This window comes from Pseudomonas sp. NBB (genome assembly GCF_032701105.1).
Classification (GTDB): Bacteria; Pseudomonadota; Gammaproteobacteria; order Pseudomonadales; family Pseudomonadaceae; genus Aquipseudomonas; species Aquipseudomonas asiatica.
The window spans coordinates 4,287,775-4,303,552 of sequence record NZ_CP103994.1; the positions used below are offsets into that span (position 1 = coordinate 4,287,775).

At 62.3% G+C, this 15,778-nt stretch carries 13 protein-coding genes and 5 tRNA genes; 6 read left to right on the plus strand and 12 right to left on the minus strand.

Annotation, left to right across the window (positions count from 1 at the left end; genetic code table 11):
- Position 1 precedes the first annotated feature (1 nt).
- The 3 genes from NY023_RS19970 to lpdA are packed head-to-tail and all read left to right on the plus strand — an operon-like array spanning position 2 to position 3,729.
- On the plus strand, positions 2 to 1,060 hold the full coding sequence (locus NY023_RS19970) for an alpha-ketoacid dehydrogenase subunit beta (RefSeq protein ID WP_013973637.1): 1,059 nt from the start codon (positions 2 to 4) through the stop codon (positions 1,058 to 1,060).
- Positions 1,061 to 2,347, plus strand: a complete 1,287-nt coding sequence (locus tag NY023_RS19975) for a dihydrolipoamide acetyltransferase family protein (protein ID WP_013973638.1) — start codon at positions 1,061 to 1,063, stop codon at positions 2,345 to 2,347.
- A 2-nt stretch (positions 2,348 to 2,349) separates the two neighbouring features.
- Entirely contained in the window at positions 2,350 to 3,729 is a 1,380-nt protein-coding gene (gene lpdA, locus NY023_RS19980) for a dihydrolipoyl dehydrogenase (RefSeq protein WP_038410063.1), read from the plus strand.
- A 205-nt stretch (positions 3,730 to 3,934) separates the two neighbouring features.
- On the opposite strand, the gene NY023_RS19985 is transcribed toward lpdA, so the two are convergent.
- Complete coding sequence (locus NY023_RS19985) at positions 3,935 to 4,933, minus strand: diguanylate cyclase (RefSeq protein WP_013973640.1); 999 nt, start codon at positions 4,931 to 4,933, stop codon at positions 3,935 to 3,937.
- Between the two features lie 93 nt (positions 4,934 to 5,026).
- Positions 5,027 to 5,905 carry a LysR family transcriptional regulator gene (locus tag NY023_RS19990; protein ID WP_013973641.1) on the minus strand — a complete coding sequence of 293 codons (879 nt, stop codon included), beginning with the start codon at positions 5,903 to 5,905 and terminating at the stop codon, positions 5,027 to 5,029.
- A 121-nt stretch (positions 5,906 to 6,026) separates the two neighbouring features.
- On the opposite strand from NY023_RS19990, the gene NY023_RS19995 reads away from it, so the two are divergent.
- Entirely contained in the window at positions 6,027 to 6,761 is a 735-nt protein-coding gene (locus tag NY023_RS19995; protein ID WP_044047138.1) for an AzlC family ABC transporter permease, read from the plus strand.
- Positions 6,758 to 7,084, plus strand: a complete 327-nt coding sequence (locus tag NY023_RS20000) for an AzlD domain-containing protein (RefSeq protein WP_003257245.1) — start codon at positions 6,758 to 6,760, stop codon at positions 7,082 to 7,084. Before NY023_RS19995 ends, NY023_RS20000 begins: the two co-directional genes overlap by 4 nt.
- A gap of 74 nt (positions 7,085 to 7,158) precedes the next feature.
- On the opposite strand, the gene NY023_RS20005 is transcribed toward NY023_RS20000, so the two are convergent.
- Positions 7,159 to 7,235 (minus strand) — tRNA-Arg (locus NY023_RS20005).
- A gap of 111 nt (positions 7,236 to 7,346) precedes the next feature.
- The gene (gene phnN / locus NY023_RS20010; protein ID WP_044047139.1) at positions 7,347 to 7,940 is read right to left on the minus strand and encodes a phosphonate metabolism protein/1,5-bisphosphokinase (PRPP-forming) PhnN; all 594 of its coding nucleotides are present in this window, start codon (positions 7,938 to 7,940) and stop codon (positions 7,347 to 7,349) included.
- A gap of 344 nt (positions 7,941 to 8,284) precedes the next feature.
- Here phnN and NY023_RS20015 point away from each other — a divergent pair, with 344 nt between their 5' ends.
- On the plus strand, positions 8,285 to 8,611 hold the full coding sequence (locus NY023_RS20015; protein ID WP_003254499.1) for an Arc family DNA-binding protein: 327 nt from the start codon (positions 8,285 to 8,287) through the stop codon (positions 8,609 to 8,611).
- Positions 8,612 to 8,692: 81 nt separating this feature from the next.
- On the opposite strand, the gene mgtE is transcribed toward NY023_RS20015, so the two are convergent.
- The 8 genes from mgtE to alaS all read right to left on the minus strand — a co-directional run bounded on the left by mgtE (position 8,693) and on the right by alaS (position 15,534).
- The gene (gene mgtE, locus NY023_RS20020) at positions 8,693 to 10,135 is read right to left on the minus strand and encodes a magnesium transporter (protein ID WP_013973644.1); all 1,443 of its coding nucleotides are present in this window, start codon (positions 10,133 to 10,135) and stop codon (positions 8,693 to 8,695) included.
- A gap of 457 nt (positions 10,136 to 10,592) precedes the next feature.
- Positions 10,593 to 10,669, minus strand: a tRNA-Arg gene (locus NY023_RS20025).
- Between the two features lie 72 nt (positions 10,670 to 10,741).
- Positions 10,742 to 10,818: transfer RNA gene (locus NY023_RS20030), tRNA-Arg, on the minus strand.
- A 71-nt stretch (positions 10,819 to 10,889) separates the two neighbouring features.
- A tRNA-Arg gene (locus NY023_RS20035) sits at positions 10,890 to 10,966 on the minus strand.
- A 106-nt stretch (positions 10,967 to 11,072) separates the two neighbouring features.
- Positions 11,073 to 11,163: transfer RNA gene (locus NY023_RS20040), tRNA-Ser, on the minus strand.
- 72 nt (positions 11,164 to 11,235) lie between these two features.
- Complete coding sequence (csrA, locus tag NY023_RS20045) at positions 11,236 to 11,424, minus strand: carbon storage regulator CsrA (RefSeq protein WP_003254503.1); 189 nt, start codon at positions 11,422 to 11,424, stop codon at positions 11,236 to 11,238.
- A gap of 165 nt (positions 11,425 to 11,589) precedes the next feature.
- Positions 11,590 to 12,825: an aspartate kinase gene (locus NY023_RS20050; RefSeq protein WP_013973645.1), complete on the minus strand. Its 1,236-nt coding sequence runs from the start codon at positions 12,823 to 12,825 to the stop codon at positions 11,590 to 11,592.
- A gap of 84 nt (positions 12,826 to 12,909) precedes the next feature.
- Positions 12,910 to 15,534, minus strand: coding sequence for an alanine--tRNA ligase (gene alaS, locus NY023_RS20055; protein ID WP_015271263.1), 2,625 nt, complete (start codon positions 15,532 to 15,534; stop codon positions 12,910 to 12,912).
- Positions 15,535 to 15,778: the final 244 nt, after the last annotated feature.

Genomic DNA, 15,778 nt, shown 5'->3' on the forward strand with positions numbered 1-15,778 from the left:
GATGAACGACCACAACAACAGCATCAACCCGGAAACCGCCATGGCCACCACTACCATGACCATGATCCAGGCCCTGCGCTCGGCCATGGATGTCATGCTCGAGCGCGACGACAATGTGGTGATCTACGGCCAGGACGTCGGTTACTTCGGCGGCGTGTTCCGCTGCACCGAAGGCCTGCAGAACAAGTACGGCAAGTCCCGCGTGTTCGACGCGCCGATCTCCGAGAGCGGCATTGTCGGCACCGCCGTGGGCATGGGTGCCTACGGCCTGCGCCCGGTGGTGGAAATCCAGTTCGCCGACTACTTCTACCCGGCCTCCGACCAGATCGTTTCCGAGATGGCGCGCCTGCGTTACCGGTCGGCCGGCGAGTTCATCGCCCCGCTGACCCTGCGCATGCCCTGCGGTGGCGGGATCTATGGCGGCCAGACCCACAGCCAGAGCCCGGAAGCGATGTTCACCCAGGTGTGTGGCCTGCGCACTGTCATGCCGTCCAACCCCTATGACGCCAAGGGCCTGCTGATCGCCTCGATCGAATGCGATGACCCGGTGATTTTCCTGGAACCCAAGCGCCTGTACAACGGCCCGTTCGACGGCCACCACGACCGCCCTGTCACGCCGTGGTCGAAGCACCCGCAAAGCGCCGTGCCCGATGGCTACTACAGCGTGCCGCTGGACAAGGCGGCCATTACCCGCCCCGGCAATGACGTGACCGTGCTGACCTACGGCACCACGGTATACGTGGCCCAGGTGGCCGCCGAAGAAACCGGCGTCGACGCCGAGGTGATCGACCTGCGCAGCCTGTGGCCGCTGGACCTGGACACCATCGTCGAGTCGGTGAAAAAGACCGGCCGCTGCGTGGTGGTACACGAGGCCACCCGCACCTGCGGCTTCGGCGCCGAACTGGTGTCGCTGGTGCAGGAACACTGCTTCCACCACCTGGAGGCGCCGATCGAACGCGTCACCGGCTGGGACACCCCCTACCCACACGCACAGGAATGGGCTTACTTCCCAGGGCCTTCGCGGGTAGGTGCGGCATTGAAAAAGGTCATGGAGGTCTGAATGGGCACGCACGTCATCAAGATGCCGGACATTGGCGAAGGCATCGCGCAGGTCGAGTTGGTCGAGTGGTTCGTCAAGGTCGGCGACATGATCGCCGAAGACCAGGTAGTGGCCGACGTCATGACCGACAAGGCCACCGTGGAAATCCCTTCGCCGGTCAGCGGCAAGGTGCTGGCCCTGGGTGGGCAGCCCGGTGAAGTCATGGCGGTCGGCAGCGAGCTGATCCGCATCGAAGTGGAAGGCAGCGGCAACCATGTGGATGTGCCCACCAAGGATGCGCCAAAGCCCGAACAAGTCGAGGCCCCCGCTGCCCCGGTAGCCGCCAAGTCAGAGCCGCAGAAGGAAGCAAGACCGGCCGCGTGCCAGGCGCCCGTCAACCACGAGGCAGCCCTGATCGTGCCGCGCCAGCCAGGCGACAAGCCGCTGGCCTCGCCGGCGGTGCGCAAGCGCGCCCTGGATGCCGGTATCGAACTGCGTTACGTGCATGGCAGCGGCCCGGCCGGGCGTATCCTGCACGAAGACCTCGACGCCTTCATGAGCAAGCCGCACAGCGCTGGCGGGCAAGCGCCGAGCGGCTATGCCAAGCGCACCGACAGCGAGCAGGTACCGGTGATCGGCCTGCGCCGCAAGATCGCCCAGCGCATGCAGGACGCCAAGCGCCGCGTCGCGCACTTCAGCTATGTGGAAGAAATCGATGTTACCGCCCTGGAAGCCTTGCGCCAGCAGCTCAACAGCAAGCACGGCGACAGCCGCGGCAAGCTGACCCTGCTGCCGTTCCTGGTTCGCGCTCTGGTCGTGGCACTGCGCGATTTCCCGCAGATCAACGCCACCTATGATGACGAAGCCCAGGTCATCACCCGCCATGGCGCGGTGCATGTGGGCATCGCCACCCAGGGTGACAACGGCCTGATGGTGCCGGTGCTGCGCCATGCCGAAGCTGGCAGCCTGTGGAGCAATGCCGGCGAGATCTCGCGCCTGGCCAACGCTGCTCGCAACAACAAGGCCAGCCGCGATGAGCTGTCCGGTTCGACCATCACCCTGACCAGCCTGGGCGCACTGGGCGGCATCGTCAGCACGCCGGTGGTCAACACCCCGGAAGTGGCGATCGTCGGCGTCAACCGGATGGTCGAGCGGCCTGTGGTGATCGACGGCCAGATCGTCGTGCGCAAGATGATGAACCTGTCCAGCTCGTTCGACCACCGCGTGGTCGATGGCATGGACGCCGCGCTGTTCATCCAGGCCGTGCGCGGCCTGCTCGAACAACCCGCCTGCCTGTTCGTGGAGTGAGCATGCAACAGACTATCCAGACTACCCTGTTGATCATCGGCGGCGGCCCTGGCGGCTACGTGGCTGCCATCCGCGCCGGGCAACTGGGCATCCCCACCGTGCTGGTGGAAGGCCAGGCACTGGGCGGTACCTGCCTGAACATCGGCTGCATCCCGTCCAAGGCGCTGATCCACGTGGCCGAGCAGTTCCACCAGACCTCGCGCTTTGCCGGGCCGTCGGAGCTGGGCATCAGCGTCGCCTCGCCGCGCCTGGACATCGGCCAGAGCGTGGCCTGGAAGGACGGCATCGTCGACCGCCTGACCACCGGCGTCGCCGCGCTGCTGAAAAAGCACGGGGTCAAGGTGATCCATGGCTGGGCGAAGGTGCTCGACGGCAAGCAGGTCGAGGTCGATGGCCAGCGTATCCAGTGCGAGCACCTGTTGCTGGCCACCGGCTCCAGCAGCGTCGAACTGCCAATGCTGCCGCTGGGTGGGCCGATCATTTCCTCGACCGAAGCCCTGGCGCCGAAAACCCTGCCGCAGCACCTGGTAGTGGTGGGCGGCGGCTACATCGGCCTCGAGCTGGGCATCGCCTACCGCAAGCTGGGCGCCCGGGTGAGCGTGGTGGAGGCGCGCGAGCGCATCCTGCCAACCTACGACAGCGAGCTGACCGCCCCGGTGGCCGAATCGCTGAAGAAGCTGGGCATCACCCTGCACCTGGGCCATAGCGTCGAAGGTTACGAAGGCGGCTGCCTGCTGGCCCGTGATGGCCAGGGCGGCCAACTGCGCCTGGAAGCCGACCAGGTGCTGGTGGCCGTGGGCCGCCGGCCACGCACACAAGGTTTCAACCTGGAGTGCCTGGACCTGAAGATGAACGGCGCCGCCGTCGCCATCGACGAGCGCTGCCAGACCAGCATGCGCAACGTCTGGGCCATCGGCGACGTGGCCGGCGAACCGATGCTGGCGCACCGGGCCATGGCTCAGGGCGAGATGGTCGCCGAGATCATCGCCGGCAAGGCGCGCCGTTTCGAACCCAGCGCGATCGCCGCGGTGTGTTTCACCGACCCGGAAGTGGTGGTGGTCGGCAAGACCCCGGAGCAAGCCAGCCAGCAAGGGCTGGACTGCATCGTCGCGCAGTTCCCGTTTGCCGCCAATGGCCGGGCCATGAGCCTGGAATCGAAAAGCGGTTTCGTGCGGGTGGTGGCGCGCCGTGACAACCACCTGATCCTGGGTTGGCAGGCGGTTGGCGTGGCGGTTTCCGAGTTGTCGACGGCGTTTGCCCAGTCGCTGGAAATGGGCGCGTGCCTGGAGGATGTGGCCGGCACCATCCATGCCCACCCGACACTGGGTGAGGCGGTACAGGAAGCGGCGCTGCGCGCCCTGGGCCACGCCCTGCATATCTGACACTGAAGCGGCCGAGGCCGATTTGGCCCGCAGCGCCCCTGGCGTTGCGGGTCTTTTTTCATTCGGGCCTACGGCGGTCCGACACAAAATCTGAAACCATCGCGGTCTCCGTGGGAGCGGGCATGCCCGCGAAGCGCCCAACACGGTGTATGGCACCGGCTCCGCCGGTGTTCGCGGGCGCGCCCGCTCCCACAATGATCGCGATCTATTGGGCTATGGCGTTCTTGCCGCTCCCCTTGGCCCGGTACAGCGCCTTGTCGGCACGCGCCAGCAGTGCATGCTGGTCCTCCCCTTCCTCCCATTGCACCACACCGTAGCTCATGGTCAGCCGGCAATCGCCCACCGGCTCTATCTGCGCCATCGCCTGGCGCAAGCGTGCAGCCACCTCCAGCGCCTCGCCCAGCGAGGCCTGCGGCAATACGATGACGAACTCGTCCCCACCCCAACGCGCCAGCAGGTCCTGCTCCCGCAGGCAGGCACGCAGGACGTCGACCACCCGCAACAGCGCCGCATCGCCATGGGCATGGCCATAGCGGTCATTGATCGGCTTGAAGTCATCCAGGTCCATGGCTATCAGCGACAACGGCTGGCGAAATCGCTGGGCACGCTCGCACTCCAGTTGTAGCGCCTTCTCCAGCCGATAGCGATTGGCAATGAGGGTCAACGCATCACGCTCGGCCAGCTCGCGGTTTTCGTCCAACTGCCGCTGCAACTGCTGGTTCACCCAGGACAGCTCGCGAGTGCGTTCGGCCACCTGGCTTTCCAGCGACTGGTTCCTCTGCTGCAGTTGCGCCACAAGGCGCTTGTTGGCGTCAATGTTGCGGTGGGCACCAAGCATGCGCGCTACCGAGCCGTCCTCGTTATGGGCAATGATGTAGCCGCTGTCTTCTATCCACAGATAGCTGCCATCCTGGCAACGGCAGCGGTATTCGACCAGATAGTGCTCGTTACGCTGGCTGATGTACGCCTCGAAATGTGCCATCACCCGTGGGTAGTCCTCCGGGTGGATCACGCTTTCCCAGGTGAGCACCGAGTTGGCCATGGAGTGGCTGGGGTAGCCGAGCATGGCGTACCAGCCCGGGTTGCGATAGACGTAACCGGTATTGGCATTCCAGTCCCAGATACCATCGCTGATCAGATCGAACAACGTACGCAACTGCTGTTCACTGAAGCCGGCAGGTACCGGCCGGGTTTCCTGACTCATTGACGCTCTCCCTGACGGCTGGCGCACCCGAACAGAATAGACCCCACGCCCTGTTTTTGCGGCGCTGTGAGAGCAGGCATGGATCGAGGACGCTCAAGCCAGATGCAACAGCGCCTCCTCCACCGCGGCAACCACCTGGTTGCCCTTGGCACCCGGCAGCCGCCATGCGGCGATGGTCACACCCAGTGGCACAGCGCGGTCGATGGGGGCGACCAGTTCACCGCTGTCCAGGTAGCGCTGCACCAGGCTTCTGCGCCCTATCAGCACCCCTGCAGCCAGCAAGGCTTGCTGCAGGGCGATCGAGTACAGGGAAAAACCCGGCCCACGGGCAACGAATTTGTGCCCGGGCATCACCGCCCCCGTCCACACCGCCCAGTCGTTCCAGCCCACGTCGGCGATGCAACGGGCGTCGGCAAGATCCTCGGGCTTGGTGATGCTGGTGGCCAGGGCCGGCACGCACACGGGCAGGATTTCTTCCGTGGCTATCCTGCGTTGCCAGCGCTCGGGCTTTTCGGTGTAGAACAGGCACAGATCGAACGGGCTGCGCTTCAGGTTGGGCGGCTCATCCACCGCAGTCACCGAGATCTCGATGGGTGCCAGCAAGCGGGTCAGTTCCGGCAGGCGTGGCCCGATCCACAACTGCGCCAGAGCAGGCGATGTGACGATATGCACCCGCTGCGGTGCCGCCAGGCGGCGCAGTGCGCGCGCAGCGGCTTCCACGGCGTCGAATGCCTCGGTGAACTGGCCTTTCACGCTTTCGCCCAAGGGCGTCAGCCGTACGCCTTTGGCATGGCGCTCGAACAAGGCCGCGCCGTATTCGTTCTCCAGGGTCTTGACCAGGGCGGCGATGGCCCCCGGTGTCACCTTCAGTTCGAGTGCAGCACGGGCGAAACCGCCCAGGCGGGCTGACGCTTCGAAGGCACGCAAGGCATTGAGCTGCAGCGAGTGCCGGGTAGAAGTATCGAGGTACACGGTTTCAGGCCTATTTTTTTTAGGCCTACTATTCCAGAAATCTGGCGTTGTGGCCAACTGTCGCGCGCATTAACGTGGACGTGCCGCCCTTGTACCGCCTGCACACTTTCAAGGATTTCAAATGCCGTATCCAAGCGCGCCCCAAGCGTTCAGGCAAGGTGCCCGCAGCGCCCTGCCATTGACCTCCGGCATAGTGCCCTTCGGCCTGATCACCGGGGTCACAGCGATCGGCATGGGCCTGTCGCCAACCGATGCCATCGGCATGACCTTGCTGTTCTACTCCGGTTCGGCGCAGATGGTGGTGATGCAGTTGATGCAAAGCGCCGCCCTGCCGGTGACCATGGTAGTCACCGCGCTGGTGATCAACCTGCGCTTCCTGATGTACAGCGCCAGCCTGGCCCCGCACCTGGGCCAGTTGCCCCGCCGCCGCAAGTGGCCGATGGCGTACATGCTGTCAGACCAGTCCTTCGCCCTGTGCATGCTGAAGATGGGCACGGGTGGACTGGGGCAGTATGCCTACCCCTACTATGCCGGTACGGCAATCACCATGTTCTTTGGCTGGAACCTCTCGGTGCTGGCGGGCATGTACCTGGGCGCGAGCATTCCTGAAGACTGGTCGCTCGGCTTTGCCATCCCCCTGTCGTTCCTGGCCCTGTTGATACCTGGCATTCGCAATGCAGCCACGCTTGGCGCAGCGCTGACCGGCGGTGTGCTCGCCGTACTGGCCGTCGACCTGCCCTACAACCTCGGCCTGCTGGCTGGCGCGCTGGGCGGCATCATCGCCGGGCTGGCCATCGAGAACTGGCAAAAACAGCAAACTGCGGCAGAAGCCAATACCGAGCAGGAAGCATCATGAGCGAAACGACCCAGTGGATGACCTTCATTCTTATCGGCCTGGGCACCTTCGCCATCCGCCTGTCGTTCATCGAGTTGCACACGGCATTGCGCATCCCCCCACTGTTTCGCCGCGCCCTGGCGTATGTGCCAGCCAGTGTGTTGGCCGCATTGGTACTGCCGGCCGTGGTATTCCCCGACCGGCAGGCAGGGTTCGACTGGATGAACCCGCAGATACCAGCGGCGATACTGGCCGCGCTGGTGGCGTGGCGTACGCGCAGCACGATGCTGACGCTGATTGTGGGCATGGGAGTACTGTGGGCCTTGAAGCATCTGGGGATGTAGGAATACGCAGCTTCAAGGCTTCCCGATTTCGCGTCACCAACACCGGGTGAACGCGGTAAGGGAACGAAAGGAAATGGCGTCCCAGGCAGGAATTGAACCTGCAACCTTCCCCTTAGGAGGGGGATGCTCTATCCAATTGAGCTACTGAGACGCAAGTGCCGGCAGCGAACGCTGCACAGCAGGACGGCCAGCATGTTAACCAGCATGCTGGCGTTTGTCATGCCTCAAGCGGGCTTTTTCGCGTAATCCTTTTCTGCCAATGCTACACCTGCGGCAGCACACCTTCATCATGCAGCAGCGTGAACAATGCCGTGACCGCGGTTTCCAGGGTGGTGGAGTTGTCCAGCACATGCAGCGACGGATCTGCCAGCGCCTGCAAGCGTGCATTACGTGCCAGGCGCTGCTCGATTTCTTCTGCGCTTTCCCGGCCGCGCGCCAACAGGCGCTCGCGCAGCACCTCGTGCCTGACCTCGACCAGCACTGCCAACAGGTTCGGGTAGCGCCGGCGCGCCTCGGCGAGATAAGCCCGCGAACCATTCACCAGCACCGACCTGCCCGCCGCCAGCCACTGATCCACCTGCAATGGAATGCCGTAATCCAGCCCATTGGCGCGCCAATGCATGGCGAACGCGCCCTGTGCTCGCATTGCTTCGAACTGTTCGGCCGTTACGCCATGGGCGGCTTCGCCCTTGGCTTCAGCCGAACGGGTAATGACGCGACGAGCAATTTCCACCTCGGCGGCTGCCAGCCGCTCACGGGAAGCGTCGATGAGGGAATCTTTCCCGGAACCCGACGGTCCTACCAGATATATCAACCGGCCTGTGCCTGACTGGCGGTCGCTTGCGTCATGTTGCATAGCCACTATGCTCTATGGAGGGAACCGGCACATTCTATGGACTTTCCCGGGCTTTTGCTGCGTTTTACCAGTTTTTGACGGCAAAAGTCTGACGATTGGGCAAGCCGGTGCATGTAAAACTTTTCAAACCAGTACTCATTTCTGATAATTGGTACTGGCACAAAGCCTTTATCCGGCTCACTATTTGTCACAGAATTGACGCCAAGGAAACGGCGACCATGAGGCAAGATGAGCATCCATTTTTCACAGACGGTTGAACATTTCGTCGTCGCCACGGTCGTACTACCACCCCGTGCGGCCAATTTGAGAACCGCTTCCCCTGAACCAAAATCTGGTCAATTTATATGCGCCCAATGAAACAGGCTATTTATTCGAGCCGCACCGCTGACAAGTTCGTCGTCCGCCTGCCCGACGGGATGCGTGAGCGCATTGCCGAGGTAGCGCGCAACCATCACCGCAGCATGAACTCCGAAATCATCGCGCGCCTGGAACAGAGCCTTATCCAGGAAGGTGCGCTGGGTGACGAGTTGAGCATGCGCCTGGACAGCCCCGAACTGTCCCTGCATGAACGCGAATTGCTGCAACGCTTCCGCCAACTGTCGCATCGCCAGCAGAACGCGCTGGTGGCCCTCATCGCTCACGATGTGGAAATGGCTGCCGACGCCTCCTGAGGTTTGCAGGCGAACATGAAAAAGCCAGCGTAAGCTGGCTTTTTTGTAGGTGGTGTCTCTGCAAGAGACGCGATCCGCGGGTTACAGCAGAAACACTGTGGCCAGCCCGAGGAAGATGAAGAACCCACCACTATCGGTCACCGCGGTAATCATCACGCTGGAGCCCATCGCCGGGTCGCGCCCCAGGCGTGTCAGGGTCATCGGGATCAACACCCCCATCAAGGCCGCCAACAGCAGGTTCAAGGTCATCGCCGCAGTCATCACCAGGCCCAACGACCAGCTGCCATACAGCCAGAACGCCACCGCACCGATCACCCCGCCCCAGATCAGGCCGTTGAGCAGCGATACCGCCAGCTCCTTGCGCATCAGGCGGCTGGTGTTGCCCGGCGACACCTGGTCCAGCGCCATGGCGCGCACGATCATGGTGATGGTCTGGTTACCGGAGTTGCCACCAATACCCGCCACGATCGGCATCAGCGCAGCCAGGGCCACCAGTTTCTCGATCGAACCTTCGAACAGGCCGATCACTCGCGAGGCAACGAAAGCGGTAATCAGGTTGATGGCCAACCAGGCCCAGCGGTTGCGCAGCGAACGCCAGACCGAGGCGAAGATGTCTTCTTCCTCGCGCAAACCGGCCATGTTCAGCACTTCGCTTTCGCTTTCCTCACGAATCAGGTCGACCATTTCGTCGATGGTCAAGCGGCCGATCAGGCGTTCGTTCTTGTCCACAACTGGCGCAGATACCAGGTCATAACGCTCGAAGGCCTGCGCCGCATCATAGGCATCTTCCTCGGGATGGAAGGAGACCGGATCGGTCGCCATGACATCCGCCACCTTCTTCTCCGGGTCGTTGACCAGCAGGCGCTTGATCGGCAATACGCCCTTGAGAATGCCGTCATAGTCGACCACGAAGAGTTTGTCGGTGTGGTTCGGCAGCTCTTTCAGGCGGCGAAGGTAGCGCAACACCACTTCCAGGCTGACGTCTTCGCGGATGGTGACCATCTCGAAGTCCATCAGCGCACCAACCTGCTCCTCGTCGTAGCTAAGCGCCGAACGCACGCGCTCGCGTTGCTGGGCGTCGAGGGTTTCCATCAGCTCGTGAACAACGTCACGCGGCAGCTCTGGAGCCAGGTCGGCCAGCTCGTCGGCGTCCATTTCCTTGGCGGCGGCGAGCAGCTCGTGATCGTCCATGTCGGCGATCAGCGATTGCCGCACGGCGTCGGACACTTCCAGCAGGATGTCGCCATCGCGATCCGAGCGCACCAGCTGCCAGACCGTCAGGCGGTCTTCCAGGGGCAATGCTTCGAGGATGTAGGCGATGTCGGCGGGGTGCAGGTCGTCGAGTTTGCGCTGCAGCTCGACGAGGTTCTGGCGGTGGACCAGGTTTTCCACCAGGTCGTGGTGGGCGCCTTCCTGACGGTGGGCCAGGTCTTCTACCACGCGCTGGCGCTGCAGCAGTTCGACCACCTGGGCCAGGCGGTCCTGCAGGCTTTCCTGCGCTTTTTTTACTTCTACTTCAGTCATAGGCGAACTCCACTCCCAGCAGCGGAGCACGCCGGGAGAATCAATCGGTCAGATCTTTCTGTATGAATCTTGTTAGCGAGTAACTACTGGGTAAGTCCATGGTGGTTTTCCACAAGCCCCGGCGGGGCTGACGGGCGCAATCATACACTGCTAAAGCTGTCAGATCGCTTAAAATTTTTGGCCAGAACAATCGTTTGCGTGATAAAGCTGGGACAACGCTCGAAGCTATCAGTGCGACGGTTGTCATGGGTGGGAAAGCACATTCATTTCAGAAGTGTGGCGCCTGGTCGATTTTGGGGCCGCTGCGCGCCCCATCGCGACACAAGGCCGCTTCCACAGAAGAGCGCGGCACCTGCACCACAATCATTACAGAAGAGCTTAGATCGACATCACCAACAATTCATTGGCGAAGAAAAACAAAAAGCCCGCTCTATTGAGCGGGCTTCTTGATTTGGTGTGGCGGACTCAGGAGGATTCGAACCTCCGACCGCTCGGTTCGTAGCCGAGTACTCTATCCAGCTGAGCTATGAGTCCGTGGTGGTATTTTTAGACCAGATTACCACTGGTTTGTTGAAGTGCCTTTGCAAGCAGAGCCACTTCAAAAAGTGGCGGACTCAGCAGGATTCGAACCTGCGACCGCTCGGTTCGTAGCCGAGTACTCTATCCAGCTGAGCTATGAGTCCGCGATGGTAGTTTTAGACCAGATTACCACTGGTTGATTGAGGCAGCCTTGCAAGCAAAGCCACTTCAAAGGTGGCGGACTCAGGAGGATTCGAACCTCCGACCGCTCGGTTCGTAGCCGAGTACTCTATCCAGCTGAGCTATGAGTCCGTGTCTTGCCGCGCATTATAGGTCGCTGAAACATTTTTGCAAGAACTTTTTCGTTTAAAATCAACTACTTAGCGTTCTTACCGTTTACAGCGCCCTAAGCGAATAATGGCGGTGAAGGGGGGATTCGAACCCCCGATACCCTTATGAGGTATACTCCCTTAGCAGGGGAGCGCCTTCGGCCACTCGGCCACCTCACCGCAACACGAGGCGAATATTAAACAGGCTCTTCCTCGTTTGCAACCCTTTTTTTGAAAAAAACTTCAAAAAAATTAAAGGCTTGGCTCCTCGTCCTTCTCTTTCTTGATCCGCAGGTAGATTTCCTCGCGGTGCACAGCCACTTCTTTCGGGGCGCTGACGCCAATACGCACCTGGTTGCCTTTTACGCCGAGCACCGTCACGGTGATCTCGCCGTCTCCAATGATCAGGCTCTCGGCGCACCGACGAGTCAGAATCAACATAGCTTTCTCCTTACGCAAAACATTCAGGGGTAACAGTCTTGGGTGTCGCGGCCTGGTCGTGGACGACGACCTGGGCCTGGTTGATCGCCACACAGGGCAGGACGGGCCTGCGTGGCGAGCAGAAACGCGAAGGGCGCGGCAAGCCGCGCCCTTCCAGGCAGCGTATTACTCGCTCTGTCGTGCCGGGGCGTCGAGCTCGAACGCGGTGTGCAGCGCCCGTACGGCCAGCTCCAGGTACTTCTCTTCGATCACGACCGAAACCTTGATCTCGGAGGTGGAGATCATCTGGATGTTGATGCTCTCCTTGGCCAGGGCTTCGAACATGCGGCTGGCAACACCAGCGTGCGAACGCATGCCGACGCCGACGATCGAGACCTTGGCGATCTTGGTGTCGCCGATCACTTCACGGGCACCGATTTCGCGGGCAGTGTTTTCCAGCACGCTCTGCGCCTTCTCGTACTCGTTGCGGTGCACGGTGAAGGTGAAGTCGGTGGTGTTATCGTGGGCAACGTTCTGCACGATCATGTCGACCTCGATGTTCGAGGCACTGATCGGGCCGAGGATCTTGAAGGCCACGCCCGGGGTGTCCGGCACGCCGCGAATGGTCAGCTTGGCTTCATCACGGTTGAAGGCGATACCGGAAATGATCGGCTGTTCCATGGATTCCTCTTCATCAATGGTAATGAGGGTACCCGGACCCTCCTTGAAGCTGTGCAGCACGCGCAGCGGAACGTTGTACTTGCCGGCGAATTCCACCGAACGGATCTGCAGCACCTTGGAACCGAGGCTGGCCATTTCCAGCATCTCTTCGAAGGTGATCTTCTCCAGGCGCTGGGCCTGCGGCACAACACGCGGGTCGGTGGTGTAGACGCCATCGACGTCGGTGTAGATCTGGCACTCGTCAGCCTTCAGCGCAGCCGCGAGGGCCACACCCGTGGTGTCGGAGCCGCCACGGCCAAGCGTGGTGATGCTGCCATGCTCGTCGACGCCCTGGAAGCCTGCTACCACGACCACGCGGCCCTCCTTGAGGTCGGCACGAATCTTCTGGTCGTCGATCTGCAGGATGCGCGCCTTGTTGTGTGCGCTGTCGGTGAGAATGCGCACCTGGTTGCCGGTGTAGGACACCGCTGGCACGCCGCGCTTGATCAAGGCCATGGTCAGCAAGGCAATGGTGACCTGCTCACCGGTCGACACGATCACGTCCAGTTCACGCGGAACCGGCTGATCGGTGATCTGCTTGGCCAGGTCGATCAGGCGATTGGTTTCACCGCTCATTGCCGACAGCACAACCACCAGGTCGTCGCCCGCTTCACGGTGTTTCTTGACCTTATCGGCTACCTGCTCGATCCGCTCGATGGAACCGACAGAGGTGCCGCCAAATTTCTGTACGATCAACGCCATTTCAATGGTGCCTCAGCCCATACAGGGCCCCAAAAAACAATCCAACATGAAGAGGCCGGCGACTAGACCGCCGGCCCCCTCATCTCAAAGTCCCTGCTCTGCGAATGGCACGGCCAGCGCCAGGGCCTGGTCCAGTGCGGCGACGTCGACGCCGCCACCCTGAGCCATGTCCGGACGACCACCGCCCTTGCCACCAACCGCCGCAGCGGCTTGTTTCATCAGATCGCCAGCCTTGAGTTGGCTGGAGAGGTCCTTGGTCACGCCGGCCACCAGCACAACCTTGCCCTCATGCTCGCTGCCCAGCAGGATCACTGCGTGGCCGAGCTTGTTCTTCAGCTGATCGACCAGCGCCAGCAGGGCCTTGCCGTCCTGCCCATCCAGGCGGGCGGCGAGCACCTTGGCGCCCTTGACCTCAACGGCCGCATTGGAGAGATCATCCCCGGCGGCGCTGGCGGCCTTGGCCTGCAGCTGTTCCAGCTGCTTCTCCAGCTGGCGGTTGCGCTCGAGCACAGCCGACAGCTTGTCGATCAGGTTGTCGCGGTTACCCTTCACCAGCTGCGCGGCTTCCTTGACCTGCTCTTCGGCAGCGTTCAGGTAGGCCAGCGCAGCAGCGCCGGTGACCGCTTCGATACGGCGCACGCCAGAGGCCACGCCGCCTTCGCTGATGATCTTGAACAGGCTGATGTCACCGGTGCGCTTGGCGTGGATACCGCCGCACAGCTCCACCGAGAAATCGCCGCCCATGCTCAGCACACGCACGGTGTCGCCGTACTTCTCGCCGAACAGCGCCATGGCACCCTTGGCCTTGGCGGTTTCGATGTCGGTCAGTTCGGTTTCCACCGCAGTGTTCTTGCGCACTTCACGGTTGACGATGTCTTCCAGGGCCTTGATCTGCTCCGGTTTCACCGCCTCGAAGTGGCTGAAGTCGAAACGCAGGCGCTGGCTGTCGACCAGCGAGCCTTTCTGCTGTACGTGTTCACCCAGTACCTGGCGCAGCGCTTCGTGCAGCAGGTGGGTGGCGGAGTGGTTCAGCGAGGTGGCGTGCTGCACGTCGGCATCGACCTTGGCCTCGACCGGGGAGCCGATCACCAGCGCACCGCTGGCAACCACGCCGTGGTGCAGGAAGGCACCACCGGTCTTGGTGGTGTCGCGCACATCGAAGCGCGCAGCGCCAGCCTGCAGGTAGCCGGTGTCGCCCACCTGGCCACCGGATTCGGCGTAGAACGGCGTGCGGTCGAGCACGACCACGCCCTGCTCGCCTTCACCCAGCTGGTCGACGGCCTGGCCGTCCTTGTACAGGGCGATGATCTTGCCCTGGCCTTCGGTGGCCTCGTAGCCGAGGAACTCGGTGGCGCTGTCGACCTTGACCAGGCTGTTGTAGTCCATGCCGAAGGCGCTGGCGGAACGGGCACGTTCACGCTGGGCGTCCATCTCGCGCTCGAAACCGGCTTCGTCGATGGTCAGCTCGCGCTCACGGGCGATGTCGGCGGTCAGGTCCATCGGGAAGCCGTAGGTGTCGTACAGTTTGAACACCACGTCGCCCGGCACCACATCACCCTCGAGCTGGGCCAGGTCCTGCTCGAGGATGCGCAGGCCCTGCTCCAGGGTCTTGGCGAACTGTTCTTCTTCAGCCTTGAGCACGCGTTCGATGTGCGCCTGCTGGCTGTTCAGTTCCGGGAAGGCCTCGCCCATCTCGGCGACCAGCGCGGCAACGATCTGGTAGAAGAAGCTGCCTTTGGCGCCCAGCTTGTTACCGTGGCGGCAGGCGCGGCGAATGATGCGGCGCAGCACGTAGCCACGGCCTTCGTTGGACGGCAGCACGCCGTCGGCGATCAGGAAGCCGCACGAACGGATGTGGTCGGCGACCACTTTCAGCGAGGCCTGGCCCTCATTGCTGCAACCGATGGCCTTGGCCGCGGCCGACAGCAGGTTCTGGAACAGGTCGATCTCGTAGTTCGAGTGCACGTGCTGCAGCACGGCGCTGACGCGCTCCAGGCCCATGCCGGTGTCCACCGACGGCGCTGGCAGCGGGTGCAGCACGCCGTCGGCGGTGCGGTTGAACTGCATGAAGACGTTGTTCCAGATCTCGATGTAGCGATCGCCGTCTTCTTCCGGCGAGCCGGGCGGGCCGCCCCAGATGTCCGGGCCGTGGTCGTAGAAGATCTCGGTGCACGGGCCGCATGGGCCGGTGTCGCCCATGGTCCAGAAGTTGTCGGAAGCGTACGGGGCGCCCTTGTTGTCGCCGATGCGCACCATGCGCTCGGCCGGTACGCCGACTTCCTTGGTCCAGATATCGTAGGCTTCGTCGTCAGTGGCGTAGACGGTGACCCAGAGCTTTTCCTTGGGCAGGTTCAGCCATTTTTCCGAAGTCAGGAAGGTCCAGGCGAAAGTGATCGCGTCGCGTTTGAAGTAGTCACCGAAGCTGAAGTTGCCCAGCATTTCGAAGAAGGTGTGGTGACGCGCGGTGTAACCGACGTTTTCCAGGTCGTTGTGCTTGCCGCCTGCGCGCACGCACTTCTGGCTACTGACGGCACGCGTGTAGGCACGCTTCTCCGCACCGAGGAAGCAGTCCTTGAACTGGTTCATGCCGGCATTGGTGAACAGCAGGGTCGGGTCGTTGTTCGGGATCAGCGAACTGGAGGCGACTCGGGTATGTCCCTGCTCTTCGAAGAAGCGAAGGAAGGCTTCACGGATTTCTGCGCTTTTCATAGGTTCTTCCACGGAAACGGCGGCCGTTTGGGCTAATACGTCGAATCGACGAAACGACGGCAAAGGGCGCCATTATATCCAGCCTGAACGGGAGATACAGTGTGTTTGTACACCAGAACAGCAATCGGCGGATGAAAAGCCGTTCATTAGCACGGCCACGGCGGAATAGCAGCCCTGCGGGCCCACCCATGCGGTACATAAGCAACACCTGACCCGCGCAGTGGAACGGGATCCTGCCGACCCA

Bases quoted from the DNA above. Each gene is read 5' to 3' on its own strand.
- NY023_RS19985 (WP_013973640.1), bottom strand. From the start codon at position 4,933: ATGAGTCAGGAAACCCGGCCGGTACCTGCCGGCTTCAGTGAACAGCAG.
- mgtE (WP_013973644.1), bottom strand. From the start codon at position 10,135: ATGACTGAAGTAGAAGTAAAAAAAGCGCAGGAAAGCCTGCAGGACCGC.
- csrA (WP_003254503.1), bottom strand. From the start codon at position 11,424: ATGTTGATTCTGACTCGTCGGTGCGCCGAGAGCCTGATCATTGGAGAC.
- NY023_RS20000 (WP_003257245.1), top strand. From the start codon at position 6,758: ATGAGCGAAACGACCCAGTGGATGACCTTCATTCTTATCGGCCTGGGC.
- NY023_RS19975 (WP_013973638.1), top strand. From the start codon at position 1,061: ATGGGCACGCACGTCATCAAGATGCCGGACATTGGCGAAGGCATCGCG.
- NY023_RS19995 (WP_044047138.1), top strand. From the start codon at position 6,027: ATGCCGTATCCAAGCGCGCCCCAAGCGTTCAGGCAAGGTGCCCGCAGC.
- lpdA (WP_038410063.1), top strand. From the start codon at position 2,350: ATGCAACAGACTATCCAGACTACCCTGTTGATCATCGGCGGCGGCCCT.
- NY023_RS20050 (WP_013973645.1), bottom strand. From the start codon at position 12,825: ATGGCGTTGATCGTACAGAAATTTGGCGGCACCTCTGTCGGTTCCATC.
- NY023_RS19970 (WP_013973637.1), top strand. From the start codon at position 2: ATGAACGACCACAACAACAGCATCAACCCGGAAACCGCCATGGCCACC.
- NY023_RS20015 (WP_003254499.1), top strand. From the start codon at position 8,285: ATGCGCCCAATGAAACAGGCTATTTATTCGAGCCGCACCGCTGACAAG.
- phnN (WP_044047139.1), bottom strand. From the start codon at position 7,940: ATGCAACATGACGCAAGCGACCGCCAGTCAGGCACAGGCCGGTTGATA.
- alaS (WP_015271263.1), bottom strand. From the start codon at position 15,534: ATGAAAAGCGCAGAAATCCGTGAAGCCTTCCTTCGCTTCTTCGAAGAG.